The organism is Propioniciclava flava, assembly GCF_004126535.1.
Taxonomy (GTDB): domain Bacteria; phylum Actinomycetota; class Actinomycetes; order Propionibacteriales; family Propionibacteriaceae; genus Propioniciclava; species Propioniciclava flava.
Genome location: NZ_PPCV01000002.1, coordinates 213,156 through 234,864, shown reverse-complemented (window position 1 = coordinate 234,864; position 21,709 = coordinate 213,156). Strand labels below are relative to the sequence as shown.

The 21,709-nt window shown below is 67.7% G+C and carries 20 protein-coding genes and 2 pseudogenes; 9 read left to right on the top strand and 13 right to left on the bottom strand.

Annotation, left to right across the window (positions count from 1 at the left end; all coding sequences use genetic code 11):
- Positions 1-32: 32 nt before the first annotated feature.
- Complete coding sequence (locus tag C1706_RS03910) at positions 33-485, top strand: nuclear transport factor 2 family protein (RefSeq protein ID WP_129457918.1); 453 nt, start codon at positions 33-35, stop codon at positions 483-485.
- Between the two features lie 124 nt (positions 486-609).
- Here the strand turns inward: C1706_RS03910 and C1706_RS03905 are convergent, their stop codons facing one another.
- Positions 610-1,167 (bottom strand): TetR/AcrR family transcriptional regulator, encoded by a 558-nt coding sequence (locus C1706_RS03905; RefSeq protein ID WP_164987421.1) that lies wholly within the window; start codon positions 1,165-1,167, stop codon positions 610-612.
- A gap of 129 nt (positions 1,168-1,296) precedes the next feature.
- Here C1706_RS03905 and C1706_RS03900 point away from each other — a divergent pair, with 129 nt between their 5' ends.
- A complete protein-coding gene (locus tag C1706_RS03900; protein ID WP_129457916.1) occupies positions 1,297-1,845 on the top strand; it encodes an HXXEE domain-containing protein in 549 nt (182 codons plus the stop codon).
- Between the two features lie 3 nt (positions 1,846-1,848).
- Complete coding sequence (locus C1706_RS03895) at positions 1,849-2,805, top strand: zinc-binding dehydrogenase (RefSeq protein ID WP_129457915.1); 957 nt, start codon at positions 1,849-1,851, stop codon at positions 2,803-2,805.
- Between the two features lie 141 nt (positions 2,806-2,946).
- On the opposite strand, the gene C1706_RS03890 is transcribed toward C1706_RS03895, so the two are convergent.
- Positions 2,947-3,378: a hypothetical protein gene (locus C1706_RS03890; RefSeq protein WP_206660951.1), complete on the bottom strand. Its 432-nt coding sequence runs from the start codon at positions 3,376-3,378 to the stop codon at positions 2,947-2,949.
- A gap of 26 nt (positions 3,379-3,404) precedes the next feature.
- Here C1706_RS03890 and istA point away from each other — a divergent pair.
- From istA to C1706_RS14235, 4 genes and pseudogenes are all read left to right on the top strand, one after another.
- A pseudogene (gene istA / locus C1706_RS14935) lies at positions 3,405-4,628 on the top strand (IS21 family transposase).
- Positions 4,628-5,419, top strand: coding sequence for an IS21-like element helper ATPase IstB (gene istB, locus C1706_RS03880; protein WP_129457914.1), 792 nt, complete (start codon positions 4,628-4,630; stop codon positions 5,417-5,419). Before istA ends, istB begins: the two are co-directional and overlap by 1 nt.
- A 368-nt stretch (positions 5,420-5,787) precedes the next feature.
- Positions 5,788-7,461: a glycerol-3-phosphate dehydrogenase/oxidase gene (locus C1706_RS03875; protein ID WP_241653425.1), complete on the top strand. Its 1,674-nt coding sequence runs from the start codon at positions 5,788-5,790 to the stop codon at positions 7,459-7,461.
- 321 nt (positions 7,462-7,782) lie between these two features.
- The gene (locus C1706_RS14235; protein ID WP_206660983.1) at positions 7,783-8,055 is read left to right on the top strand and encodes a hypothetical protein; all 273 of its coding nucleotides are present in this window, start codon (positions 7,783-7,785) and stop codon (positions 8,053-8,055) included.
- 297 nt (positions 8,056-8,352) lie between these two features.
- On the opposite strand, the pseudogene C1706_RS14230 reads toward C1706_RS14235, so the two are convergent.
- The 6 genes and pseudogenes from C1706_RS14230 to dnaK form a co-directional block, all read right to left on the bottom strand.
- A pseudogene (locus C1706_RS14230) lies at positions 8,353-9,022 on the bottom strand (NAD(P)/FAD-dependent oxidoreductase); the annotation flags it as partial.
- A complete protein-coding gene (locus C1706_RS14225; protein WP_206660981.1) occupies positions 9,006-9,176 on the bottom strand; it encodes a hypothetical protein in 171 nt (56 codons plus the stop codon). The pseudogene C1706_RS14230 and the gene C1706_RS14225, both read right to left, overlap by 17 nt.
- A gap of 43 nt (positions 9,177-9,219) precedes the next feature.
- Positions 9,220-9,639: a MerR family transcriptional regulator gene (locus C1706_RS03865; protein WP_164987420.1), complete on the bottom strand. Its 420-nt coding sequence runs from the start codon at positions 9,637-9,639 to the stop codon at positions 9,220-9,222.
- Between the two features lie 2 nt (positions 9,640-9,641).
- Positions 9,642-10,742 (bottom strand): DnaJ C-terminal domain-containing protein, encoded by a 1,101-nt coding sequence (locus tag C1706_RS03860; RefSeq protein ID WP_129457911.1) that lies wholly within the window; start codon positions 10,740-10,742, stop codon positions 9,642-9,644.
- Complete coding sequence (locus tag C1706_RS03855) at positions 10,742-11,308, bottom strand: nucleotide exchange factor GrpE (protein ID WP_129457910.1); 567 nt, start codon at positions 11,306-11,308, stop codon at positions 10,742-10,744. The genes C1706_RS03860 and C1706_RS03855 overlap by 1 nt, the downstream gene beginning before the upstream one ends.
- Before the next feature lie 158 nt (positions 11,309-11,466).
- Positions 11,467-13,290 carry a molecular chaperone DnaK gene (gene dnaK, locus C1706_RS03850; protein ID WP_129457909.1) on the bottom strand — a complete coding sequence of 608 codons (1,824 nt, stop codon included), beginning with the start codon at positions 13,288-13,290 and terminating at the stop codon, positions 11,467-11,469.
- Positions 13,291-13,529: 239 nt separating this feature from the next.
- Here dnaK and C1706_RS03845 point away from each other — a divergent pair, with 239 nt between their 5' ends.
- On the top strand, positions 13,530-14,441 hold the full coding sequence (locus C1706_RS03845) for a universal stress protein (RefSeq protein ID WP_164987419.1): 912 nt from the start codon (positions 13,530-13,532) through the stop codon (positions 14,439-14,441).
- A 33-nt stretch (positions 14,442-14,474) separates the two neighbouring features.
- On the opposite strand, the gene C1706_RS03840 is transcribed toward C1706_RS03845, so the two are convergent.
- From C1706_RS03840 to C1706_RS03820, 5 genes are all read right to left on the bottom strand, one after another.
- Entirely contained in the window at positions 14,475-15,482 is a 1,008-nt protein-coding gene (locus tag C1706_RS03840) for a S1C family serine protease (RefSeq protein WP_284690548.1), read from the bottom strand.
- Positions 15,483-15,634: 152 nt separating this feature from the next.
- Positions 15,635-16,189, bottom strand: coding sequence for a DUF308 domain-containing protein (locus tag C1706_RS03835; RefSeq protein ID WP_164987418.1), 555 nt, complete (start codon positions 16,187-16,189; stop codon positions 15,635-15,637).
- 84 nt (positions 16,190-16,273) lie between these two features.
- Positions 16,274-16,933 (bottom strand): response regulator, encoded by a 660-nt coding sequence (locus tag C1706_RS03830; protein WP_129457906.1) that lies wholly within the window; start codon positions 16,931-16,933, stop codon positions 16,274-16,276.
- A gap of 2 nt (positions 16,934-16,935) precedes the next feature.
- Positions 16,936-17,901, bottom strand: coding sequence for a sensor histidine kinase (locus C1706_RS03825; RefSeq protein WP_129457905.1), 966 nt, complete (start codon positions 17,899-17,901; stop codon positions 16,936-16,938).
- Between the two features lie 105 nt (positions 17,902-18,006).
- On the bottom strand, positions 18,007-18,753 hold the full coding sequence (locus C1706_RS03820; RefSeq protein WP_129457904.1) for a universal stress protein: 747 nt from the start codon (positions 18,751-18,753) through the stop codon (positions 18,007-18,009).
- A 314-nt stretch (positions 18,754-19,067) separates the two neighbouring features.
- Here C1706_RS03820 and clpB point away from each other — a divergent pair, with 314 nt between their 5' ends.
- Entirely contained in the window at positions 19,068-21,650 is a 2,583-nt protein-coding gene (clpB, locus tag C1706_RS03815; RefSeq protein WP_129457903.1) for an ATP-dependent chaperone ClpB, read from the top strand.
- Positions 21,651-21,709 lie beyond the last annotated feature (59 nt).

The following is a 21,709-nucleotide window of genomic DNA, read 5'->3' as shown; positions in this document are numbered from 1 at the left end:
GTAAGTAGAGCATGTGAGAGAAGAGGACAGGCATGTACAAGCGGATCGTCAGAGGAAAGGTACGGGCCGTCTTCGAGCGGATCAACGCGGGCGACTACACGACGATGGTCGACGGACTCGCCCCGTCGTTCGAGTACCGCTTCCACGGGGAGCACGCGCTGGGAGGCCGCCGCACAACACGGGAGTCGATGATCCGCTGGTGGCAGCGCGTCCTCGATCTTCTTCCGGGAGCTCGATTCGACATCCAGGACGTCCTAGTGAACGGCGGTCCATGGCGAACTCGCATCGCTGTGCGGGCATCAATCGCGGGTGACCTGCCAGGAGGGGTGCGGTACGAGAACACGGTGTTCCAGTTCATGACGCTCGCGTGGGGCAAGGTCATCTCGGTGGAGACCGTTGAAGACCTGCAAGTGCTCGAACGTGCGCTCGCCGCTGTCGCAGAGAATGGAAAGCCCGAAGCTCTCGCCGCACCCATCAGCGACTAGGTGACAGAGGACTCGGCTCTTCCGAGTTGAGCGCGGTTACGTCGAGAGAAGGACGCCGTGGGGAAGCAAAGGTAGCGCGGTCTCGACTTCTTCAATCCGGGGCCAGGCCAGACGTGATGGCTGCCTATTTCGAGGGCCGACGCGGTTGCGGCGACTGGCATCGTCGCGGGCTGAGCACGCTCCGCCAGAATGCTCTTGCCTGATCCAGTGAAAGAGGTTCCGCGAGAATGGCGCTGCGATACACGAGGCCTCCGATGACCGCGTCGACCATCACATCCGGCTGGGTGTTCTCCTCGAGTTCACCGCGTTCGACCGCGGTCGCGATGAGTGTGATGGCTTGCTCGCGTATGGGGTCGATAATGCTTTGCCGGTAGGTGGAGCGTAGTTCGGTGTCGCCTTGGCGGTGGATGTCCAGCGCTACGGCCAGCAGATCAGACCTGCCATCGACCAGAAACCCCAGGCCCGACTCGACGAGGCTGTCGAGGTCGGCTTCAGTGTCTCCGGTGGCCTCGAATGCACGCTCGCCGAGCGCATGCTGCATTGCCGCGACCACGAGGTGCGTCAACGTCGGCCATCGCCGATAGATCGTCGTCTTGGCCGTCCCCGACGCCTCCGCGATGTCATTGATGCGCAGCCCCGCGTATCCCCGCTCTCGGAGCAGGCCGATCGTCGTCGCCAGCACCGCAGTATCGACCGCGGCGTTCCGAGGTCGGCCACCTGCCCCATTCATCGCGAGCCTCCTAGTTCTATCCCTAGTTCCACTACTCGTGGTAGCGTAACCGATGGCAAGGGAGAAAGGAGCTGAACCGCGATGAATGATCTCACTCGGGCCAGTCTCGGCTTTTTCGCCGCGTTCGCCATCCACGACGCGGAGGAGCTCGTGACTATGGCACCCAGCTCGCGCCGAGTCCTCGCACGCGTGCCGAAGTGGGCGCCGATCCCTGACGATCTCAGAATGAGAGGACTCTCGCAGACCCACGTCAACGTCGGCATCGGAATCATGGCGGCGCTCGTCGCCACTGCGTCTGTCGCAGGCGTTCGAACCGAGGGCCGGTCGGTCTGGTTCCGCGGAGGGCTGCTGGCGTTCGGAGCACACGGTTTCACCCATCTCGCAACCGCTGTCGCCGCGCGCGAGTACACCACCGGAGTCGCAACCTCTCCCACGATCGTGATTCCATTCTGGCTGTGGGCGCGGCGCGTGCTGCGCAGGAACGGCATCCGCGAGCACGACGCGAAGTCCATCGCGGTGGCCGTCTCGGTGCTTCCGCTGATACTGGGCACCCATGTGTTCACTCGCCTCATTCTCGGCAAGAAATCAGCCGCAAACATACCCGTGCGCGGTCGGCGGCGGAACGGATAGACGATGTGGGCCATCCAGTACCACCGATACGGCGATCCCTCCGTTCTGCAACGAGACGAGGTTTGCCTGCCGTCGCTGCGACCGGGCGAGGTGCTCATCGAGACCGTGTCCAGCGGGGTCTCAGATATCGACCTCATGTACCGCTCGGGCCGACTGAGGATGCACGGCGTGGGGTTCCCGAAGCAGCCCGGATTCGACGTGCTGGGAGTCATCCGCGATACCCGAAGCGTCGCGGTCCAGCCCGGACGATGGGTGTGGTCGGTGCTCGGTCTCGAACCCTCTCGACGTCGAGGAACCGCCGTCGAGTATCTTCGGGTTGATTCCAGTCGCATAGGTCTCTTCCCCGATGGCTACGCGCCAGAAGCTGATATCGGCGCATTGACCCTTGGCGCGCTGACCGCGCTGAAGAGCCTTCGAGCCGCCCGTGTCGTCGCCGGGCAGCGGATCCTCGTCGTCGGTGCGGCGGGAGCCGTCGGCACGGCCGCGATTCAACTCGCTCGTTTCTTCGACGCCAACGTCGACGCGGTGGCAGGCCCCGCGGGTCAAGACCTCTGTCGCCATCTCGGGGCGAGCGGGGTCTTCGACCACACCACGGTCTCGGTGGATGCTGTCCAGGCATCCGGCGCTTACGACGCCATCGTCGTCGCAGCCGGCCGAGGAAAGGACTGGCTCGGCGCAGCGCGACCCGGAGGCCGTATCGTTCTCACCCGCGCAGACAGCTGGATCAAGACCATTCCTTCCGCGACACGCGGTCGCCACCGAGTCCTCGGCATCGCCGCCGGCCACAGCGCCGCAAACCTCACGTGGCTCGCACAACGCGTGGCAGAGGGGCAACTGACGCCCGCGATCGGGAAGTCCTATGATATCGACGACCTCGCCCGTGCTCACCACGAATACGGCCATGGCGGAACCGCCGGAGCACGACTCATCAGGCACAACCACCAAGCCGGCCCGAACTGACCCCGTCTGGCAGATTCGGTCTGTCCGCGTGCACTGAGTCATCGTTTACGCTCAGCCGTCTCCGCAGGGCAATTCTCTTCCCGTTACTACGGAGAGTTGGGGACCCCGCTCAGCACGTAATCGCACCCTCCCGTAGTGGCGTCAAACACGACATGTGGTATTGCCCGCCCCGGCAGGACCGACCAGGACATCGAGGAGGCGTCCTGATAGCGCGATGTGAGTCAGGGCGTCGGCTTGGTCGTCGCCTAGCAACCGACCGTCCGCATCGGGGCTGCGCGTGATCTTCTCGACTCTTGCGAGCGGCACCGTCGGACCGGCCAAGTTCGCCGCTCGTTCCAGGAGTCTGTCCTCGGCCGCGAGCTGGGATTCGGAGGTGAACACGGTCGAACCCTTCGGACGGAACACCGAACTGCCGTCGGGCCGACGGAACACGACGGGCGAGGAGGCGAGTTCGGGCGGCGTGAGCCGAAGGGAAACGAGCTCGGCGGCATCGGCAACCATCGCAACGATCGCTTCGCGGTGTCGACGACGGTCGAAAAGGGAGCCAGTAGCGACGGTCGAAAAGGGGGCCACGCGATCACGATGGAGGGATGATCAGCGTGGATGTGTGGGCCGAGATTCGGTATCTGCATGCCAGTGAGGGCTTGTCTGGTAGGGCGACCGCGAAGCGGTTGGGGGTGGCTCGCAAGACGGTCGCGAAGGCGTTGGCCTCGGATGGCCCACCGGTTTACAAGCCCAGGCCGCCGGTCGAGTCGGCCTGGGCCCGGGTTGAACCGGCAGTGCAGGCGTTGCTGGAAGAGTTCCCGGACATGGCGGCGACGGTGCTGGCCGAGCGGGTCGGTTGGGAGGGATCGATCACCTGGTTCCGTGAGAACGTCGCGGAGGCCCGTCGCCGGGTTCGCCGGGTTGATCCGGCGGATCGGCTGGTCCACCGGCCCGGTGAGCAGGTCCAGTGCGACTTGTGGTTCCCACCGGTGGACGTCGGCTTGGATTCCCGGCTGCGGGGCCGTACGCCGGTGTTGGTGATGGTCGCGGCGCATTCCCGCCGGATCGAGGCGGTGATGATCCCCAGCCGTCGCACCGGTGACCTGTTGGCGGGGATGTGGTTGTTGCTGCAGCGTTTCGACGCTATCCCGAAGCGGCTGTTGTGGGACAACGAGGCCGGGATCGGACGCCGTGGCCGGCTGGCTGAGGGGGTGAGTGGCTTTTGCGGCATGCTGGGCACGTGACTCGTGCAGGCCAAGCCGTATGACCCCGAGACCAAAGGGGTCGTTGAGCGGGCCAACCAGTATCTGGAGACGTCCTTCCTGCCCGGCCGCAGCTTCACCGGCCCGCAAGACTTCAACGCTCAGCTGAGTGCTTGGCTGACAACGGTGGCCAACCAGCGCAGGGTCAGGGCGTTGGATGCGAGCCCTGCCGAGGTGTTCCCGTCTGATCTGGCGGCGATGGGGGCCTTGCCACCAACACCGCCGAGGGTTGGTGAACGGTTCACGATCCGGCTGGGCCGTGACTACTACGTTCGCGCCGCCGGGAATGACTACTCCGTTGACCCGCAGGCCATCGACCGGCTCGTCGAGGTCCGCGTCAGTTTGGACGAGGTGATCGTCACTCACCAGGGCCTCACGATCGCCCGGCACGAGCGAGTCTGGGGATCGGGCCGCACGATCACCGACCCGGCTCATGTCCAGACCGCCGCCCAGCTGCGCCACGACTTCCAGCACCCGCCGCTGCAAGCGGTCGACGAGGGCCTGGCCCGGGACCTGGCGGTCTATGACCAGGCCTTCGGCCTCGCAGCAGCTGATTTCGAGGGGCAGGTCGCCTGATGCCCACCGCCGCTGATGAGACGTTCACCCGCATCGACTACCTGGCCCGGGTGATGAAAGCACCCCGCATCCGCGAATCGGCCCGACGCCTGGCCGACCAGGCCGCGGCCCATTCCTGGACCGGGCCCCAGTACTTGCAGGCTGTGTTGGAGGCCGAAGTCGCAGCCCGCGAGGCCTCCGGCGCGAAGCAACGCCTCCGCGCCGCGGGCTTCCCCGCAGTCAAGACGCTGGAGGAGTTCAACTTCGACCACCAACCCGCCGCCGACCGGGCCCAACTCCACCGCCTCGCAGCCGGCGGATACCTGAGCGAAGCAGGCAACGTCGTGCTCCTCGGCCCACCCGGCACCGGCAAGACCCACCTCGCCACCGCCCTGGCCGTCGCGGCCTGCCACCAACAAATCCGTGTCGGGTTCGACACCGCAGCCGGCTGGGTCACCCGCCTCCAACAAGCCCACCGCACCGGACGGCTCGATGCAGAGCTACGCAAACTCGCCCGACTGCAGCTGCTGGTCATCGACGAGGTCGGCTACCTGCCCTTCGACGCCGACGCCGCGAACCTGTTCTTCCAGCTCGTCGCCTCACGCTACGAGAACAGCTCGATCATCCTGACCGGCAACCTGCCCTTCAGCCGCTGGGGAGAGGTCTTCGGAGACCAGGCCGTCGCCTCCGCCATGATCGACCGCATCGTCCACCACGCCGAAGTCATCACATTGAAGGGCGCGTCCTACCGGCTGCGCAACACCACCATGACCACCCTGCCTTCCGCCCGCCTCGAGCAACAGGCAGACTAGACACCACAAACCAGTGGCTCCCCTTTCAACCGCCGGAAACGGTCCCCTTTTCGACCGTCGTTAACAGATGGGGCACGCACCCCTCAACCATCTGAACCGAACCAGGTTGCCATGGTCCTCACCGGCAAGGTCTCAGGCGTCTGTGCGGCAGGCCAGCGTCAGGCGAGGCACAGGCCACCGGGCGTTGTCCGGAAGGGGGTCCAATGGCACGCCCTACGACTGCTGGAGGAGCATCGACCATGTCACCTGAACACAGACCCCCTCACGTCCCGACCTCTCGCGAAGTCCCGATCCTCGAGGGGGATGGATCTGCGCTCAATGCGGAACAACGTACCCTTTCCCTGACGGAACTGACCTCTGGCGAGCCCATGGATTTCCTCGTGGTAGGTGGCGGTGTCACGGGAGCTGGTATTGCGCTCGATGCCGCCAGCCGGGGTTTGCGTACCGGCATCGTCGAGATGGGTGACTGGGCCTCGGGCACTTCGTCCTGGTCCTCGAAACTCGTCCATGGCGGCCTGCGATACCTGTACCAACTCGACTTCCCCCTGGTACATGAGGCCCTCACAGAACGGGGCCGTCTGCTGACGACCACCGCCCCTCACCTGGTGAAGCCGCAGCCATTCCTGTGGCCGTTGAAGCACCACTACGAGCGTGTGTACTCCGGCGTCGGCGTCGGCCTGTATGACGCCCTCGCCGTGGCCGGTGCCCGCGGGCGGTGCACGGTTCCGCTCCAGAAGCACCTGGGACGCAGGGGGACGCAGGAGCTGGCACCGGCGCTGGACACGTCGCAGTTGGTGGGAGCCATCCGCTTCCATGACGCGCGGGTCGACGACGCACGCCTCGTGATCGACCTCGTGCGCTCCGCGGTCGGTCTCGGTGCCTTCGCCGCCAGCCGCACCCAGGTCACCAAGTACCTCACCGATGGTGCCGGAACCGTTACCGGGGCTCGCGTGATCGACCGTGAGACTGGCAGGGAACACGACATCCGCGCCACCCGCACCATCAATGCCACCGGCGTGTGGACCGAGCAGACACAGAACCTCGCCGCCCATGAAGGTGGGCTCAAGGTCCTGGCATCCAAGGGCATTCACATCGTCGTGCCGAAGGAAGCGATCGACGCCAAGACAGGGATCTTCCTCCGCACGGAGAAGTCGGTCCTGTTCATCATCCCGTGGCCCCGCTATTGGGTCATTGGAACCACCGATACACCATGGCAGCACGACGTCTCCAAGCCTGTTGCCACCAGCGCTGACATCGACTACATCCTCCAGCATGCGAACGCAGCGCTGAGTCGCCCCCTGACACGCGACGACATCATTGGCACCTACGCCGGGCTGCGGCCGCTCCTGCAGCCCCAACTCAAGTCAGGCTCCGACACGGCAAGTACCAAGATCTCGCGGGAACACACCGTGACGCGGGTTGCCCCCGGCCTGACGGCGATCGCCGGCGGCAAACTCACCACCTACCGGGTCATGGCCCAGGACGCCGTCGACCACGCACTTGGCGATGAACTCGCGACAGCCCGTCCCACCCGCACCACGACCCTGCCGCTGGTTGGCGCCAACGGCTACCGGGAACTGGCCGGGCACGCCGAGGAACTTGCCAGCACCCGCGGCTGGCCCCTGACACGGGTCACACACCTCTTGGATCGCTATGGGTCGGAGACGCCTGCTCTGCTGGCTGTCGCTGACGAGCACGACGCGGCGCTGGCCGTGGGATCGCGGGAGCTGGCCTGGGGCCAGCCGCTGACCGGTGCACCGGACTTCCTGCGGGCAGAAGTCGCCTGGGCAGTCACCCATGAGGGTGCCACCCACCTTGATGATGTGCTTCTGCGACGTGTGCGACTGGACATCGAACGACGAGATCGAGGACTGTCTGCGAGCGACGAGATCCTCGTCATCATGGCCCCACTGCTGGGGTGGGACGCCGCCGACATCGACCGCGAACGCCGGGCCTACGCCGACCGGGTTGCGCAGATTGCGGCAGCCGAGGCCGAGACCGACGACGCGGCCGCCGTGTCCCACTTGTCCATTGCCATCTGAACCACCAATGCCCCGGGGGTGGCCACCAGCATCGCTGGTGGCCACCCCCGCGCTCTTCCCGTCCCGTGCGTGGTGGAAGCGCTTTCGTCCAGGCGCGGGTTCCGGCGATCCAGGTCTTGTAGCCCCCGTCCAAGTTGCGGGCAGGGATGTCGTGCCCGGCCAGGATCCGGCACGCCACATGGCCGCGCACACCGACAGCTCAGTGCACGACAACTCGTGGCCCGGGGCCAGCTCCCGGACCTCGTCGATGCGCTGGCGCAGCTCGTCGACGGGCATGTTGATGGCTCCGGGGATGGCTCCGGCCGCGAACTCTGCGGGGCTATGGACGTCGAGGAGGACGGCGACACTGTCCTGGGCCTGGGCGAGCTGGTGCCACTGGTGGGTCAGCGAGGTGGCGGTGTGCAGGTTCTCGTCGGCGAAGCCGAGCATGTTCACCGGATCCTTGGCGCTGCCGAAGGGCGGCGCATAGGCCAGTTCCAGTTGCGCCAGATCACTGGCCATCACATGGCCGGTCATTGCCGTGGCAATGACATTGATCCGCTTGTCAACACCCTTGGGGCCCACGCCCTGGGGTCCGATGATCGCGTCGGGTAGGGGTCGACGAGCAGCTTCAGCGCCATCTGTGTGGCGCCGGGGTAGTAGCCGGCATGGTCTCGGTCGGATGGGTGTGGATCGCGCGGTAGGGGCGCCTGCGGCACGCAGGCGCTTCTCATTCCAGCCGACGGTGGCCGCCTGCAGACCGAACAGGTCCACGATTGCGGTGCCGAGCACCGGACGGTCGCCGATCTCGCGGCCCATGATGCGGTCGGCGATCCGATGTCCCTGCAGGTTCGCCGTCTGGGCCAGCGGCACCAAGACCAAGCACCCATCGACGGCGTCATGCTTGGCCACGGCGTCACCGGCCGCGTAGATGTGCGGATTGCGCGTGGTGAGGTTCCGGTCGACGACGATCCCGCCATTGGGTGCGCACTCCAGGCCCGCATCACGGGCGAGCTGCGAGTCAGGGCGCACCCCGATGGCGGCCACCACCAGGTCGGCATCCAGGATCGACTGGTCGGCGAGGGTCACGTCGTGGTCACCGATGGCGGTGACCGCGCACCCCAGGTGCAGGTCGACCCCGGCCGAGCGCAGCGCGTCGCGCAGGTGTGGCCATCTCGGGGTCGAGCGGTGCCAGGACTTGGTCGGTGGCCTCCACCAGCGCCACCTGCAGGCCCTTGCGAACGAGGTTCTCGGCGACCTCGAGACCGATGAAACCGCCGCCGGTCACCGCGTCGGTGCGGGCCTGCTGGGCGGCGGCAGCGAGCGCATCGGCGTCCTCGACATTGCGCAGGGTCAGTGCCCACTCGATGCCGGGGATCGACGGACGCACCGGTGTGGCACCGGGCGCCAGCACCAGCCGGTCGTAGTGCAGACGCCGGGCGGCGCCAGTGGCCAGGTCGGTGACGGTGTGAGCTGTGCGGTCGATGGCCTCGGCGCGGGTGTTGACCAGTACGTCGATGTTGAAGCGGGCCTTGATGGCCTCGGGCGTCTGCAGCAGCAGGGCATCACGGTCGGTGATCACACCACCCACGTAGTAGGGAAGACCGCAGTCGGCGAGCGGAGGAGATGTGGCCCGACTTCGCCACGACGGTCATGGAGGCCTGCTCGTCGAAACGCCGCAGGCGGGCGGCGGCCGACATGCCGGCGGCGACGCCGCCGATGATCACGATGTCCATGGGACTTTCTTTCCGGAGGATGTCAAGGGGTGGCCGGGCGGGCTCAGCGGCCCAGACGACGCCGGGCACCCGGGCGGTGACGCCCGACCCAGACCCGGCCGTCGGCGCCCGTGGTGAACACGCGGCCACTGGGCGTGGGCATCGCGCTGTCCAGCTCGGCCCACAACTGGCCGACCAGGTGGTCGAGCTCACGTCGCGTCTGGTCGATCTGGTCGCGCAGCGCGAAGATCCAGGCCACCTGCGCGACGGGCATCCCGGCGTGCTGCACCATGGTGAGCGCCTGGCGCAGCCGGGCCACGTCGGCCCGGCCGTAGACGGGCTGGCCGGCCACGTCCTGGCCGGGACGCACGATCCCGGCCAGGGCGAAGGCATCCAGGGTGCGCGGGTGGATCCCGGTCAGGTGCACCACCTGGATGGTGGTGAACACGACGTTGTCACGCCGCTCGTGGTTGTTGCTGGTCATGGTCATTCCCTCCCCAGAATCGAGGCGCGCGGGTTGGTCTCACCCATCGCGCGGGCGAAGTCCCGGATGGCCTGCTTGGCCTGGTCATTCACGCTGCTCGGCATCTGCACCTGCAGGGTCACAAGCAGGTCACCGGTGCCGGCCTTGGTCTTCACGCCCTTGCCGCGCACCCGCAGCGTGCGGCCGTTGGGCGTGCACTCGGCCACGCGCACCGTCACCCGTCCACCGTCGAGGGTGGGCACCTCGATGTCGGCGCCCAGGATCAGTTCGTCGACGGTGACCGGCACGTCGAGGGTCAGGTCACGGCCCTTGCGGCCGAACAGCCGGTGCGGGGTGACGTGGACGCGCACCAGCAGGTCGCCGGCAGGTCCGCCGTTGACGCCGGTCGAGCCCTTGCCCTTGATCCGGATGGTCTGCCCGTCTTCGACGCCGGCCGGGATGCGTACCTTCATCGTCCGCGACTGCGGCACCCGGGCGGTGCCACCGCACGAGCCGCACACCTGGGGCGGGTTGCCCGAGGTGATGCCGGCCCCGCCACAGGCCGTGCACGGCACCTGCGAGACCAGCTGCATCGACACCGTCGTGCCGGCCACGGCCTCCTCGAAGCCGATGGTCACCTCACCCTCGATGTCGGCACCTTGGCGCGTGCCTTGCGGGCGACGCCCACCGAAGCCACCGCCCTGGCCGAACAGGCCACCCAGGATGTCCTCGTAGCCGCCACCCTGGCCGAACAGGTGCTCGGCCGAGCCACCCGTGGAGTAGCTGTAGGTGAAGGGCCCACCACCGCCCTGGCCGTACTGGCCTCCGGCACCCGGGAAACCCGCACCGTACTGGCCGGCGCCGGATCCGTAGCCGAAACCGCCGTTGGCGACCATCTCGCGGATCTCGTCGTACTCGCGGCGCGAGTCGGGGTTGGACAGCACCGAGTTGGCCTCGGAGACCTCCTTGAAGCGGGCCTCCGCCGCAGCGTCACCGGGGTGCTGGTCGGGGTGGTTCTCGCGGGCCAGCTTGCGGAAGGCCTTCTTGATGTCCTTGTCAGAAGCGTCCTTGGAGACCCCGAGCACCTTGTAGAAGTCCTTGTCGACCCAGTCCTGGGCGCTCATCAGCGGTCCTCCTGTCCCGTCAGGTCATCGTGGGTGGTGGCCTCGGGATCGGGGTCACTGACCGCGACCCGGGCGGGGCGCAGCACCTTGTCATCGATGCGGTGGCCGGGCTGCATCACCTGCGAGACACAGGTCTGGGTGGCGCCGGGCAAGGGCTGCTGCATCAGCGCCTCGTGCAGGGCCGGGTCGAAGGCGTCACCGACCTCACCGAAGCTGGTCATGCCGTGACGGGTGGTGAGGGCCAGCACCTGGTCGGCCAGCACCTTCACCGGTCCGTCCAGCTGGCCGTGCTCGTCGGCCAAGCGGATAGCGTCGAGCACCGGCAGCAGCTCACCGAGCACCTTCTCGACACCGCCCCGCCGCGCCAGGTCGCGGTCGCGGTCGACGCGCTTCTTGTAGTTGACATACTCGGCCTGCAGCCGCTGCAAGTCCTCGGTGCGCTCGGCCAGGCGACCTTTCAGCTCGGCCACCTGCGCGCGCAGCGCCTCGACCTGCGCGGCAGCGTCGAGCTCCTCAGCGGTCGTGCTCTGCTGACCGGTCGTGGTGGTCACGTCGTCTGCGCTCATCTGTTTTCCTCATGTCTGGTGGGTGGCAGCACCTGGCGGGTAGGCACTGCTTCGAATGGCCCATGGCGCCGCGAAGCGCCCGCAGGGGGGTGCTGCGGGCCGATCGCGTGGCCACCGCCCGGGACGGGTGGGGCCGCGAGGCGACCCCACCCGGCGGATCACTTGTCGTCGACGATCTCCGCGTCGACCACGTCGTCGTCCGAACCACCGGCATCGGCCGGGGAGGCCTGCTCCTGGGCCTGCGCCTGACTGGCCGCATAGACGGCCTGGCCCATGGCGGCGGCCTTGGTGTTCAGGTCCTCCATCGCGGCCTTGACCTCGGAGTCGTTGTCGGTGCCCTTCAGGGCCTCCTTCAGCTTCTCCAGGGCCTCGACGACCGGGGCCTTGACCTCGTCACCGATGCTGTCGGCGTCGGCCAGCAGCTTCTCGGTGCGGAAGGCCAGGGCATCGGCCTCGTTGCGCATCTCGACGGCCTCACGGCGCTTGCGGTCCTCCTCGGCGTGCGCCTCAGCGTCACGGACCATCCGGTCGATGTCCTCCTTGCCCAGCGCCGAACCACCGGTGACGGTCATCGACTGCTCCTTGCCGGTCGCCTTGTCCTTGGCCGAGACGTGGACGATGCCGTTGGCGTCGATGTCGAAGGTGACCTCGATCTGCGGCACGCCACGCGGGGCGGGCATCAGGCCGGTGAGCTCGAAGTTGCCGAGCGACTTGTTGTCGCGGGCGAACTCGCGCTCACCCTGGTAGACCTGCACCATCACCGACGGCTGGTTGTCCTCGGCGGTGGTGAAGATCTCCGAGCGCTTCGTCGGGATCGTCGTGTTGCGCTCGATGATCTTGGTCATCACACCACCCTTGGTCTCCAGGCCCAGGCTCAGCGGAGTCACGTCAAGCAGCAGTACGTCCTTGACCTCACCCTTCAGCACACCGGCCTGCAGAGAGGCACCCAGCGCGACGACCTCGTCGGGGTTGACACCCTTGTGCGGCTCCTTGCCGGACAGCTCCTTCACCAGGTCCGCGACGGCGGGCATGCGGGTGGAGCCACCCACCAGGATGACCTGGTCGATCTTGTCCACCGAGGTGTTGGCATCCTTGATCACGGCGTGGAAGGGCGCCTTGCAGCGGTCCAGCAGGTCCTGGGTCATGCGCTGGAACTCGGAGCGGGTGAGCTTCTCTTCCAGGTGCAGCGGGCCCTGTGCACCGGCGGTGATGTAGGGCAGGTTGATGCTGGTCTCCTGGGAGGAGGACAGCTCGATCTTGGCGCGCTCGGCAGCCTCCTGCAGACGCTGGGAAGCCATCTTGTCCTTGCTCAGGTCAATGCCGTTCTTGTTCTTGAACTGCGTGACCAGCCAGTCGACGATGCGCTGGTCCCAGTCGTCGCCACCCAGGCGGTTGTCACCCTTGGTGGCCTTCACCTCGAAGACGCCCTCGGAGATGTCCAGCAGGGACACGTCGAAGGTGCCACCACCCAGGTCGAAGACCAGGACCGTCTGCTCCTCGCCACCCTTGTCCAGGCCGTAGGCCAGGGCGGCCGCTGTGGGCTCATTGATGATGCGGTCCACGGTCAGACCCGCGATCTCACCGGCCTCCTTGGTGGCCTGACGCTCCGCGTCGGAGAAGTAGGCCGGGACGGTGATGACCGCATTGGTGACGGGCTCACCCAGGTAGGCCTCGGCGTCGCGCTTCAGCTTCTGCAACACGAAGGCGCTGATCTGCTGGGGCTTGTAGACCTTGCCGTCGATCTTGATGCTCCAGTCGGTGCCCATGTGGCGCTTGACGGAGCGAATGGTGCGGTCGACGTTGGTGACGGCCTGGCGCTTGGCGACCTCGCCCACCAGGACCTCACCGGTCTTGCTGAATGCCACTACCGACGGGGTGGTGCGAGCGCCTTCGGCGTTCGGAATGACAGTGGGATCGCCACCCTCAAGAACTGCGACGACGGAGTTGGTGGTGCCCAGATCGATGCCGACGGAACGTGCCATGGTGTTCTCCTCCTGTGTGGTGCGAACTGCGAAGGATGGTCCAGAAGCGCTGCATGAACGGTGCGCTTCCACGTCATCCACTGTCGCCCAGGGCGCGGCTCCGGTCGATGGGTGGCGACACCCAAAGTGGCCGGGGCGATCCCCACCCCCGGGCCAGAACGCTTGGCCGGGCTGCCGGTGCGCGTCGAGAGTGGAGCCACCACGAACAGCGAAGCTGTTCCTCACAGAAAGGCAACCTCATGGAGTTGAAGGATTTCACCGCTCTGGTCGTCGGCGTCGACGGCTCCTCAGCCGCCGACCGTGCTGCCGCGTGGGCCTGTCAGTTCGCCGACCGGCACGACCTGTCGGTGCGGCTGCTGATGATGGTGTCCATGCCCGTGCCTCCCAGCACCGACACCTTCGCCGGCCCGATCTCCCACTGGTACACCCCGCAGCTGGTCGAGGACTACCTCGACGCGATGCGCGCGCAGGTCAACCAGCTGGCTGAGCTGAACCGGGCTCGATTCCCCCAGGTCGACATCACCACCGAGGTGCAGCTCGGTGCCCCCGCCCACGGCCTGATCGCTGCCACCGGGCCGAGCGACATCCTCGTGGTCGGGCGCCAGGGCCGCGACGGCATCGTGGAACACCTGCTCGGCAGCACCACTGACGCCGTCCTGTCCCACAGCAAGCAGCCAGTCGTCGTCGTGCCCATGCAGGGTGACTGGAGCCCCGACGGCCCCGTGGTCGTGGGGGTCGACGACCAGGGTTCCTGCCAGGCCCTGCACCTGGCGGCACAGATCGCCAGCAGCCACCACACCACGCTGCAGCCCGTCACCGTCGTCCACTTCGACCCCTCGTGGACCACGGCATTCGACGACCGCATGCCGGAACTGATGGCAGCCAACGCCATGGAACGTCTCGATGATCTGCTGGAGCCGGTGACCGAGCAGCATCCCGACCTCACTGTGGACGCCATCCTGGTCGACGGCAAGCCCGTCGACGCCCTGGTCAAGCGTTCCCGCGGCGCCAGCCTCGTGGTGGTCGGCAGCCGTGGCCGGGGCGGCTTCATCGGTCTGCTGCTGGGCTCGACCAGCCGACGCATCGCCGGTCGGAGCTTGGCGCCGGTGATGGTCGTGCGCAGCGAGAGCACCCCCACCCACCAGGCCTGACCCGCCTCACCACGTCAGACGCGTCGGGGCGTGTCAGTCGCTGGCCAGCGTCGCGGACAGCGTGAGTTCCTTGCCGTCACGCACCACCAGCAGGTTCACCTGCTTGCCGACGGGAAGTCCCCGCACATGCCCCACCAGGGACAGCGCAGAGGTGGTGGCAGCACCGTCGATGCTGAGGATGTGATCGCCGGCCTTCACCCCGGCCCGCTGAGCCGGACTGTCGGCAACCACCGAGACGACCACCGCGCTGCGCACCTGTTGCGTGCCGCGTGCCGCGATGCCGTCAGCCACGGAGATCCCCAGTTGCGAGTGCCGGGCCCGGCCATCACGAATGAGCTGTTGGGCCACCATCGACACCTGGTCGGACGGGATCGCGAACCCGATGCCGATGCTGCCGCTGCCCGGGCCCAGCGTGGCGATGGAGGAGTTGATGCCGATCAGCTCGCCACAGCCATTGACCAGGGCCCCACCCGAATTGCCCGGATTGATCGGTGCCGAGGTCTGGATGGCATTGGTCACCGTCGCGACGCTCGGTCCGGCGCCTTGTTCGGAGGCAGCCACCGGACGGTTGAGGGCACTGACGATGCCGGTGGTCACGGTCCCCTCCAGGCCCAGGGGATTGCCCACGGCCATCACGGGCTGCCCGGTGCGCACCTTCGCGGAGGTGGCAATCCGGATCGGGGTGAGCTTGGCGTCCTTGACCGTGAGCACCGCCAGATCGGTGATCGGGTCACGACCGGCGATGGTGACCGGCTTGACGGTGTTGTCGGACAGGGTCACCGACACGTCACTGTCGGTGGCATCACCCACCACGTGGGCATTGGTGACGATGTGGTGGTCATCAATGACCACCCCCGAGCCCTCACCCACCGGACGGCCGCCGCTGGAGACACCCACCGACACCACCGACGGGCTCACCGCGTCCGCCAATGACGTCCAGGAAGGATCATCCAGGCTGCACGAAGAACCAGAATTGTTCCCCGACGGGGAACCGCTGGCGGCCGCTGACGTCGTGGGGGCCTTCGGACCAACCGGGTCCATCGGGGCGGTGTCACTACAGGCAGCAAGGGGAAGCAGCGAAACCATTGCAAGGGCGGTGACCGCCGAACGTGCAAGGCGAGGTTGAAGCATGGCAAAACTCCTGATGGGGTAGAGGGCTGTGGATGGGTTGCAGACGGGGCCGACGGATCAGGTCAGCTGTTCTTGGCCGCGCGCCACACGGCGATGGCGGCAGCGGCCTGCGTCGCGCCGATGGCCAGCAGCGTCATACCGGCCCACAGGCCGATGGTGATGATAGCGGCGGTGTGGTCGATGACGAACCAGCCGCCGGCCAGGACGAGCAGCAGCCCGCCCAGGACGTGGAGCCAGCGGTGATCGGTTGCCTTGCGGGCCATCAGGGCGATGCCGGACACGATGGTCCACAGGCCGACGGCGACGGCGATGAAGGACAGGGTCAGGCCGGGCAGCAGCAGCACGAGCAGGCCGAGGGCGACGCCGATGACGCCGATGGTGCCGGCGACCCAGCGCAGCAGGCCGGTGGCGTGCCAGGCGCCGATCATCGTCGAGACGGACTCGACGAGCAGGAAGGCGCCGCAGAAAATGACCAGCGAGCGCAGGGTCAGGCCGGGCCACCAGATGAGCAGGATGCCGAGCCCGATGAGCAGCGCGGCGTTGAGCAGTTCGACGAGGGACAGGGTACGTAGGGTCTTGGTCATGGTCGTCTCCACAGGGTTGGACGGGATGTTCACGTCGTCCATTCGAGTGCTCGACACCCGGCGCAACCATCGGTGTCGACACCCACATGCGCAGGCACCGACATGCACCCGGCTGGGTCAGGGTTCGATGAGGCCCACCCGGATGGCGTAGCGGGTCAGTTCGAGACGGTCCTTCATCCCGAGCTTCTCCAGCAGGTTCGCACGATGCCGCTCGACGGTCTTGGGACTGATGAACAGCATCTCGGCGATTTCCTTGCCGGAGTGCCCTTCGGCGATGAGCTTGAGGATCTCCTCCTCACGCGGGGTCAGCAGCCGGTCGCCTTCGTGGGCCTCACCACGCTGGACGTACTCGCGGATGATGGTCGACATGGCACCCGGGTACAGGAAGGGTTCCCCGCGCACGGCGGCATGGCAGGCGTTGAGCAGGTCGCGGTCGGCCATGGACTTGTGGACGTAGCCGGCCGCGCCGGTCTTGAGGGCCTCGAACAAGTACTGCTCGTTGTCGTGCATGCTCAGGATCAGCATCTGGGTGGGCAGCTTGCGCTGGGAGACCTCGCGGGCCACCTGCAGCCCGGTCATGCGGGGCATGGTGACGTCCAGGATGGCCAGGTCGATGTCGCCGCGGCTGATCCGCTCGAGGGCCTCGGCCCCGTCGGCGGCCTCCGCGACGACGGTCAAGTCGGGCTGCGGGTCGAGCATCATCTTCACGCCTTGGCGCAGCAGGGTGTGGTCGTCGGCCAGCAGCACGCGGGCGACTCGGGTGGTGGGCGTGTGCATGGTCAGTCCTCCGGGAGGCTGTCGTGGGGGAGGGTACCCCGGTCGATGCGCAGTTCGACGCGGGTGCCGCCGCCGGGGTTGTCGGTGATGGTGAGCTGGGCGTTGATGGAGCGTGCGCGGTCGTGCATGCTGGCCAGGCCCGTGCCGGGGGTGGAGCCCTGCAGGCCGCGGCCGTCGTCGGCGATGACCAGCCGCACGGTGTCCTGGTCGCAGTGCAGTGACAGGGTGACGGTGCTGGCCTGGGCGTGTTTGGCGCTGTTGGTGAGGGCCTCCTGGGCGATGCGGTAGACGACCAGTTCGGCGGCCCAGCCCAGGTCGGGCACCGGCTGCAGGTCTCGGCGCACGACCACGCCGGTGGCCTCGGCGTGTGCGGTGGCCAAGGAGGTCAGGGCGGCGACCAGGCCCAGGTCTGACAGGACGCTGGGACGCAGGTCGGCGGCCAGCCCACGGACCTCCTGCAAGCTGGTGCGCACCGCCTCCTGGGCCATGGCCACCTTCTGCTCCTGGTCGGCGCCGTCCTGGATGGACTGAAGCAGCAACAGCGCATAGGTGAGGGTCTGGCCGATCTGGTCGTGCAGTTCCCGCGACAGGCGGGCCCGTTCCAGTTCCTGGCCCTCGATGAGCGCGGTCAGCGTCGCCCGTCGCTGGGACCGCAGGCGCTCCACAAGGTTATTGTGGGCATCGACGATGCTGTCCAGGTCGGGCATCTCCGGAACGGCCTGGATCGGGGCAGCGTCGTCGAGGTTGGGTGTCTCGGCGATCTGCCGCGCGACCTTCTGCACCGGGGCGAAGCCCCGCTCGATGGCGCGCCAGCTGATGATAGACACGATGATCACTCCAGTCAGGGAACAGGCGATCTCCCAGGGCTTGGGGGGCCAGCTGATGGTGAGTGGGGTTGCGACGATGAGCAGGTTCATCGACAGGAAGGCACCCGAGACCGTCGCCCAGACCCGCTGCTGCAGACTCATCGGGGGCTCCTCGCGAATGAGCCGCCCTCGGCGCCAGTGGTGGCCGGGGGACGGCGACAGGCCCTGTCGTGAGTCTGCAGTCTCGATCCTAGGGGTCCGGGACGGTCAGGGGGTCGGGTCGTGGTCGGCGACGACGGCCACCGGGGTCGAGGTCAGCCGCAGCAGTCGACGGCTCTCGGAGTTCTCCCGCTGGCCCCGGTAGTTCGGGCCTCGGCTACCGACCACGGTCAGGCTGGCTTCCAGAGCCTCGGCGAGCAGGGCATCGGCGGGTTCGTGGGGTGAGATCATGACGTCGTAGCTGGAGGGCAGCAGCTCGGCGGCGGCCTCGGTGAGGATGGCCACGGCACGGTTCCGCAGCTCGTCAATGTCCTCGCATCTCTCGTCGGCGACGACCACCTTGAGAGGCATCCCCGCGCGGCGGGCCACGGCGGCGGCTAAGCGGATCCCCGGCACGCCGGGCTCCTCCAGGTCCAGCCCCAACACGACGGGACGGTCGAAGGTGTTCCAGGTGGTGGCAGGGATCACCACCACCGGCCCGTGGGCCTCCTGCAGCAGGTCCTCGGCGACAGTGTCCATCACCGGGACGATCGGCGCATCGGCCCCTCGTGCTGGGATGACCACCATGGCCGCGGTGCGGCTGGCCTCGGCCAGGGCGGGGGCGAGCATGCCGGGTGCGGCCACGAGCTGGCCGCTGTCAGCAAGCAGGGTGCGGATGCCGGTGGCGAGGTGGGGGGTGGGCAGGATCGTCAGGGGCCAGTCGCCAGCGCGGGCGATGTCCTGGGCCCACACGGCCGCGGCGATCGAGGCGGGCGAGCCGTCGACGCCCACCACGACGTGGTCTGTGCATTCCATCTGCGATGCCTCCTTGAGGACTGGGTCAGGGACAGGACCCGCAGGCTGCGGCCGGTCCGGGACTCCTCCAGCTTCACCGGGTCTCGCGCGAAAGGCCACGGTTCACGGCCCGGATGGGCGTCGTCCCCCACACAGGTGAGTGCCAACCCCCAATTGCCTGCGAACTCCTTGACCTGCCCGGGGGCCGCTGCACACCATCGATGTGCACCGGATCCCAGCCGCCGGGCCGCAAGCCCCGCAGGCCGGGACCGCCCACGAACCACCCATGGACCACCACCCGCCACCGGCGCGGTCACCCTGACGAAGGAGCACTGATGGACACCGAGAAGCTCACCACGATGAGCCGGGACGCGGTCTCGGCCGCGATCCGCAATGCCCTGGCCGCCGGCAATCCGACGGTCGAACCCCAGCACCTGCTGCACGCCTTGCTGATGGTGCCGGAGAACTCCGTCGCGCCGCTGCTGGCCGCCGTCGGCGTGGACGCCGACCAGGTCGACCAGCGTGCCCAGGCCGCGATCGGCAAGCTGCCCTCCAGCCAGGGCAGCTCGGTGGCGCAGCCGCAGCTGTCGGGCGCCATGGCCCGGGTGCTCGCCGACGCCGAGATCCGCGCCGACAAGCTCGGCGACTCCTATGTCTCCACCGAGCACCTGCTCATCGCCCTGACCACCATCCCGTCGGAGGCCCAGACGATCCTCGTGGGAGCCGGCGCCACCACCGAGAAACTGGAAGCAGCCTTTGCCGAGGCCCGCGGTGACCGGCGCGTCACCAGTCCGGAGGCCGAGGGTGGCGAGTCGGCGCTGGGCAAGTACTCCGTCGACCTCACTGAAAGTGCCCGCGAGGGCAAGCTGGATCCGGTCATCGGCCGGGACCAGGAGATCCGCCGGGTGGTGCAGGTGCTGGCCCGTCGCACCAAGAACAACCCGGTGCTGATCGGCGAGCCCGGCGTCGGCAAGACCGCCGTCGTCGAGGGCCTCGCGCAGCGCGTCGTCGCCGGCGACGTCCCCGACTCCCTCAAGGGCCGCCGGGTCGTCAGCCTCGACCTGTCGAGCATGGTCGCCGGCGCCAAGTACCGCGGCGAGTTCGAGGAACGACTCAAGGCCGTGCTGAAGGAGATCCAGGAGTCCGAGGGTCAGATCATCACCTTCATCGACGAGCTGCACACCGTCGTCGGCGCTGGTGCCGGCGGCGAGGGCGCCATGGACGCCGGCAACATGCTCAAGCCCATGCTGGCCCGCGGCGAGCTCCGCATGATCGGCGCCACCACGCTCGACGAGTACCGCGAGCACATCGAGAAGGATCCGGCCCTGGAGCGCCGCTTCCAGCAGGTCTACGTGGGTGAGCCGACAGTCGAGGACACCATCGCGATCCTGCGCGGCCTGCGCGAACGCTACGAGGCGCACCACAAGGTCCGGATCACCGACAGCGCCCTGGTGGCCGCCGCCAGCCTGTCCCACCGCTACATCACCAACCGGCGGCTACCCGACAAGGCCATCGACCTGATTGACGAGGCCGCCAGTCGGCTGCGGATGGAGATCGACTCCTCCCCGGAGGAGATCGACGTGCTGCGCCGTCAGGTGGACCGGATGAAGATGGAGCAGTTCGCGATCAGCAATGAGTCCGACGCCGCCTCGAAGGCCCGCCTGGAGCGCCTGGAGAAGGAGCTGGCCGACGCCGAGGAGAAGCTGCGTCTCCTGGAGGCGCGCTGGGAGGCCGAACGGGCTGGCCTGAACCGGATCGGTGAGCTGAAAACCCAGATCGACCAGCTGCGCATCGAGGCGGAACGGGCCCAGCGTGCCGGCGACCTGGCCGCGGCCGCCGAGATCGCCTACGGACGCATCCCGGCACTGGAACGCGAGCTGGAGCAGGCCAAGCAGGCCGAGGACCAGGAGCAGGCGGAACGGATGGTGGCCGACGAGGTCACCGCCACCGACATCGCCGAGGTGGTCAGCGCCTGGACCGGTATCCCCGTCGGCAAGATGCTGCAGGGCGAGTCCGACAAGCTGCTCCACATGGAAGAGCACATCGGCAAGCGATTGATCGGCCAGAAGAAGGCCGTCAAGGCCGTCGCCGACGCCGTCCGGCGCAGCCGTGCCGGGATCAGTGACCCGAACCGGCCCACCGGCAGCTTCCTCTTCCTCGGCCCGACGGGCGTCGGCAAGACCGAGCTGGCCAAGTCCTTGGCGGACTTCCTGTTCGACGACGAGACCGCCATGATCCGCATCGACATGTCCGAGTACTCGGAGAAGCACTCGGTCAGCCGCCTGGTGGGTGCGCCTCCCGGCTACGTGGGCTACGAGGAGGGCGGCCAGCTCACCGAGGCCGTGCGTCGACGTCCCTACAGCGTGGTGCTGCTCGACGAGGTGGAGAAGGCCCACCCGGACCTGTTCAACATCCTGCTGCAGGTGCTGGACGACGGTCGCCTGACCGACGGGCAGGGCCGTACGGTGGACTTCCGCAACACCATCCTGATCCTGACCAGCAACCTGGGCAGCCAGTTCCTCGCGGACACGAGCCTGGATGACGAGGCCAAGCATGAGGCTGTGATGGGTGTGGTGCGCGGGGCCTTCCGTCCCGAATTCCTGAACCGGCTGGACGAGATCGTGATGTTCGACCCGCTGACGCTTGAGGACCTCACCCACATCGTCGACACGAACCTCGACAAGATCAACGCTCGGCTCGCGGAGCGTCGCATCGTGATCGACGTCACCGACGAGGGCAAAGAATGGCTGGCCCGCAACGGCTTCGACCCGGTCTACGGCGCCCGCCCGCTGCGTCGCCTGGTGCAGTCCACCATCGAGGACCAGCTCGCCCGCAAGCTGCTCGCCGGCGAGATCGTCGACGGGGCCGTGGTCACCTTCGATGTCGATCCCGACACCGACGAACTGCGCATCGTCTGACCCGACCAACAGGCCGGGGCTCCCACCACGGGAGCCCCGGCCTGCTTCATGTCTGCGTG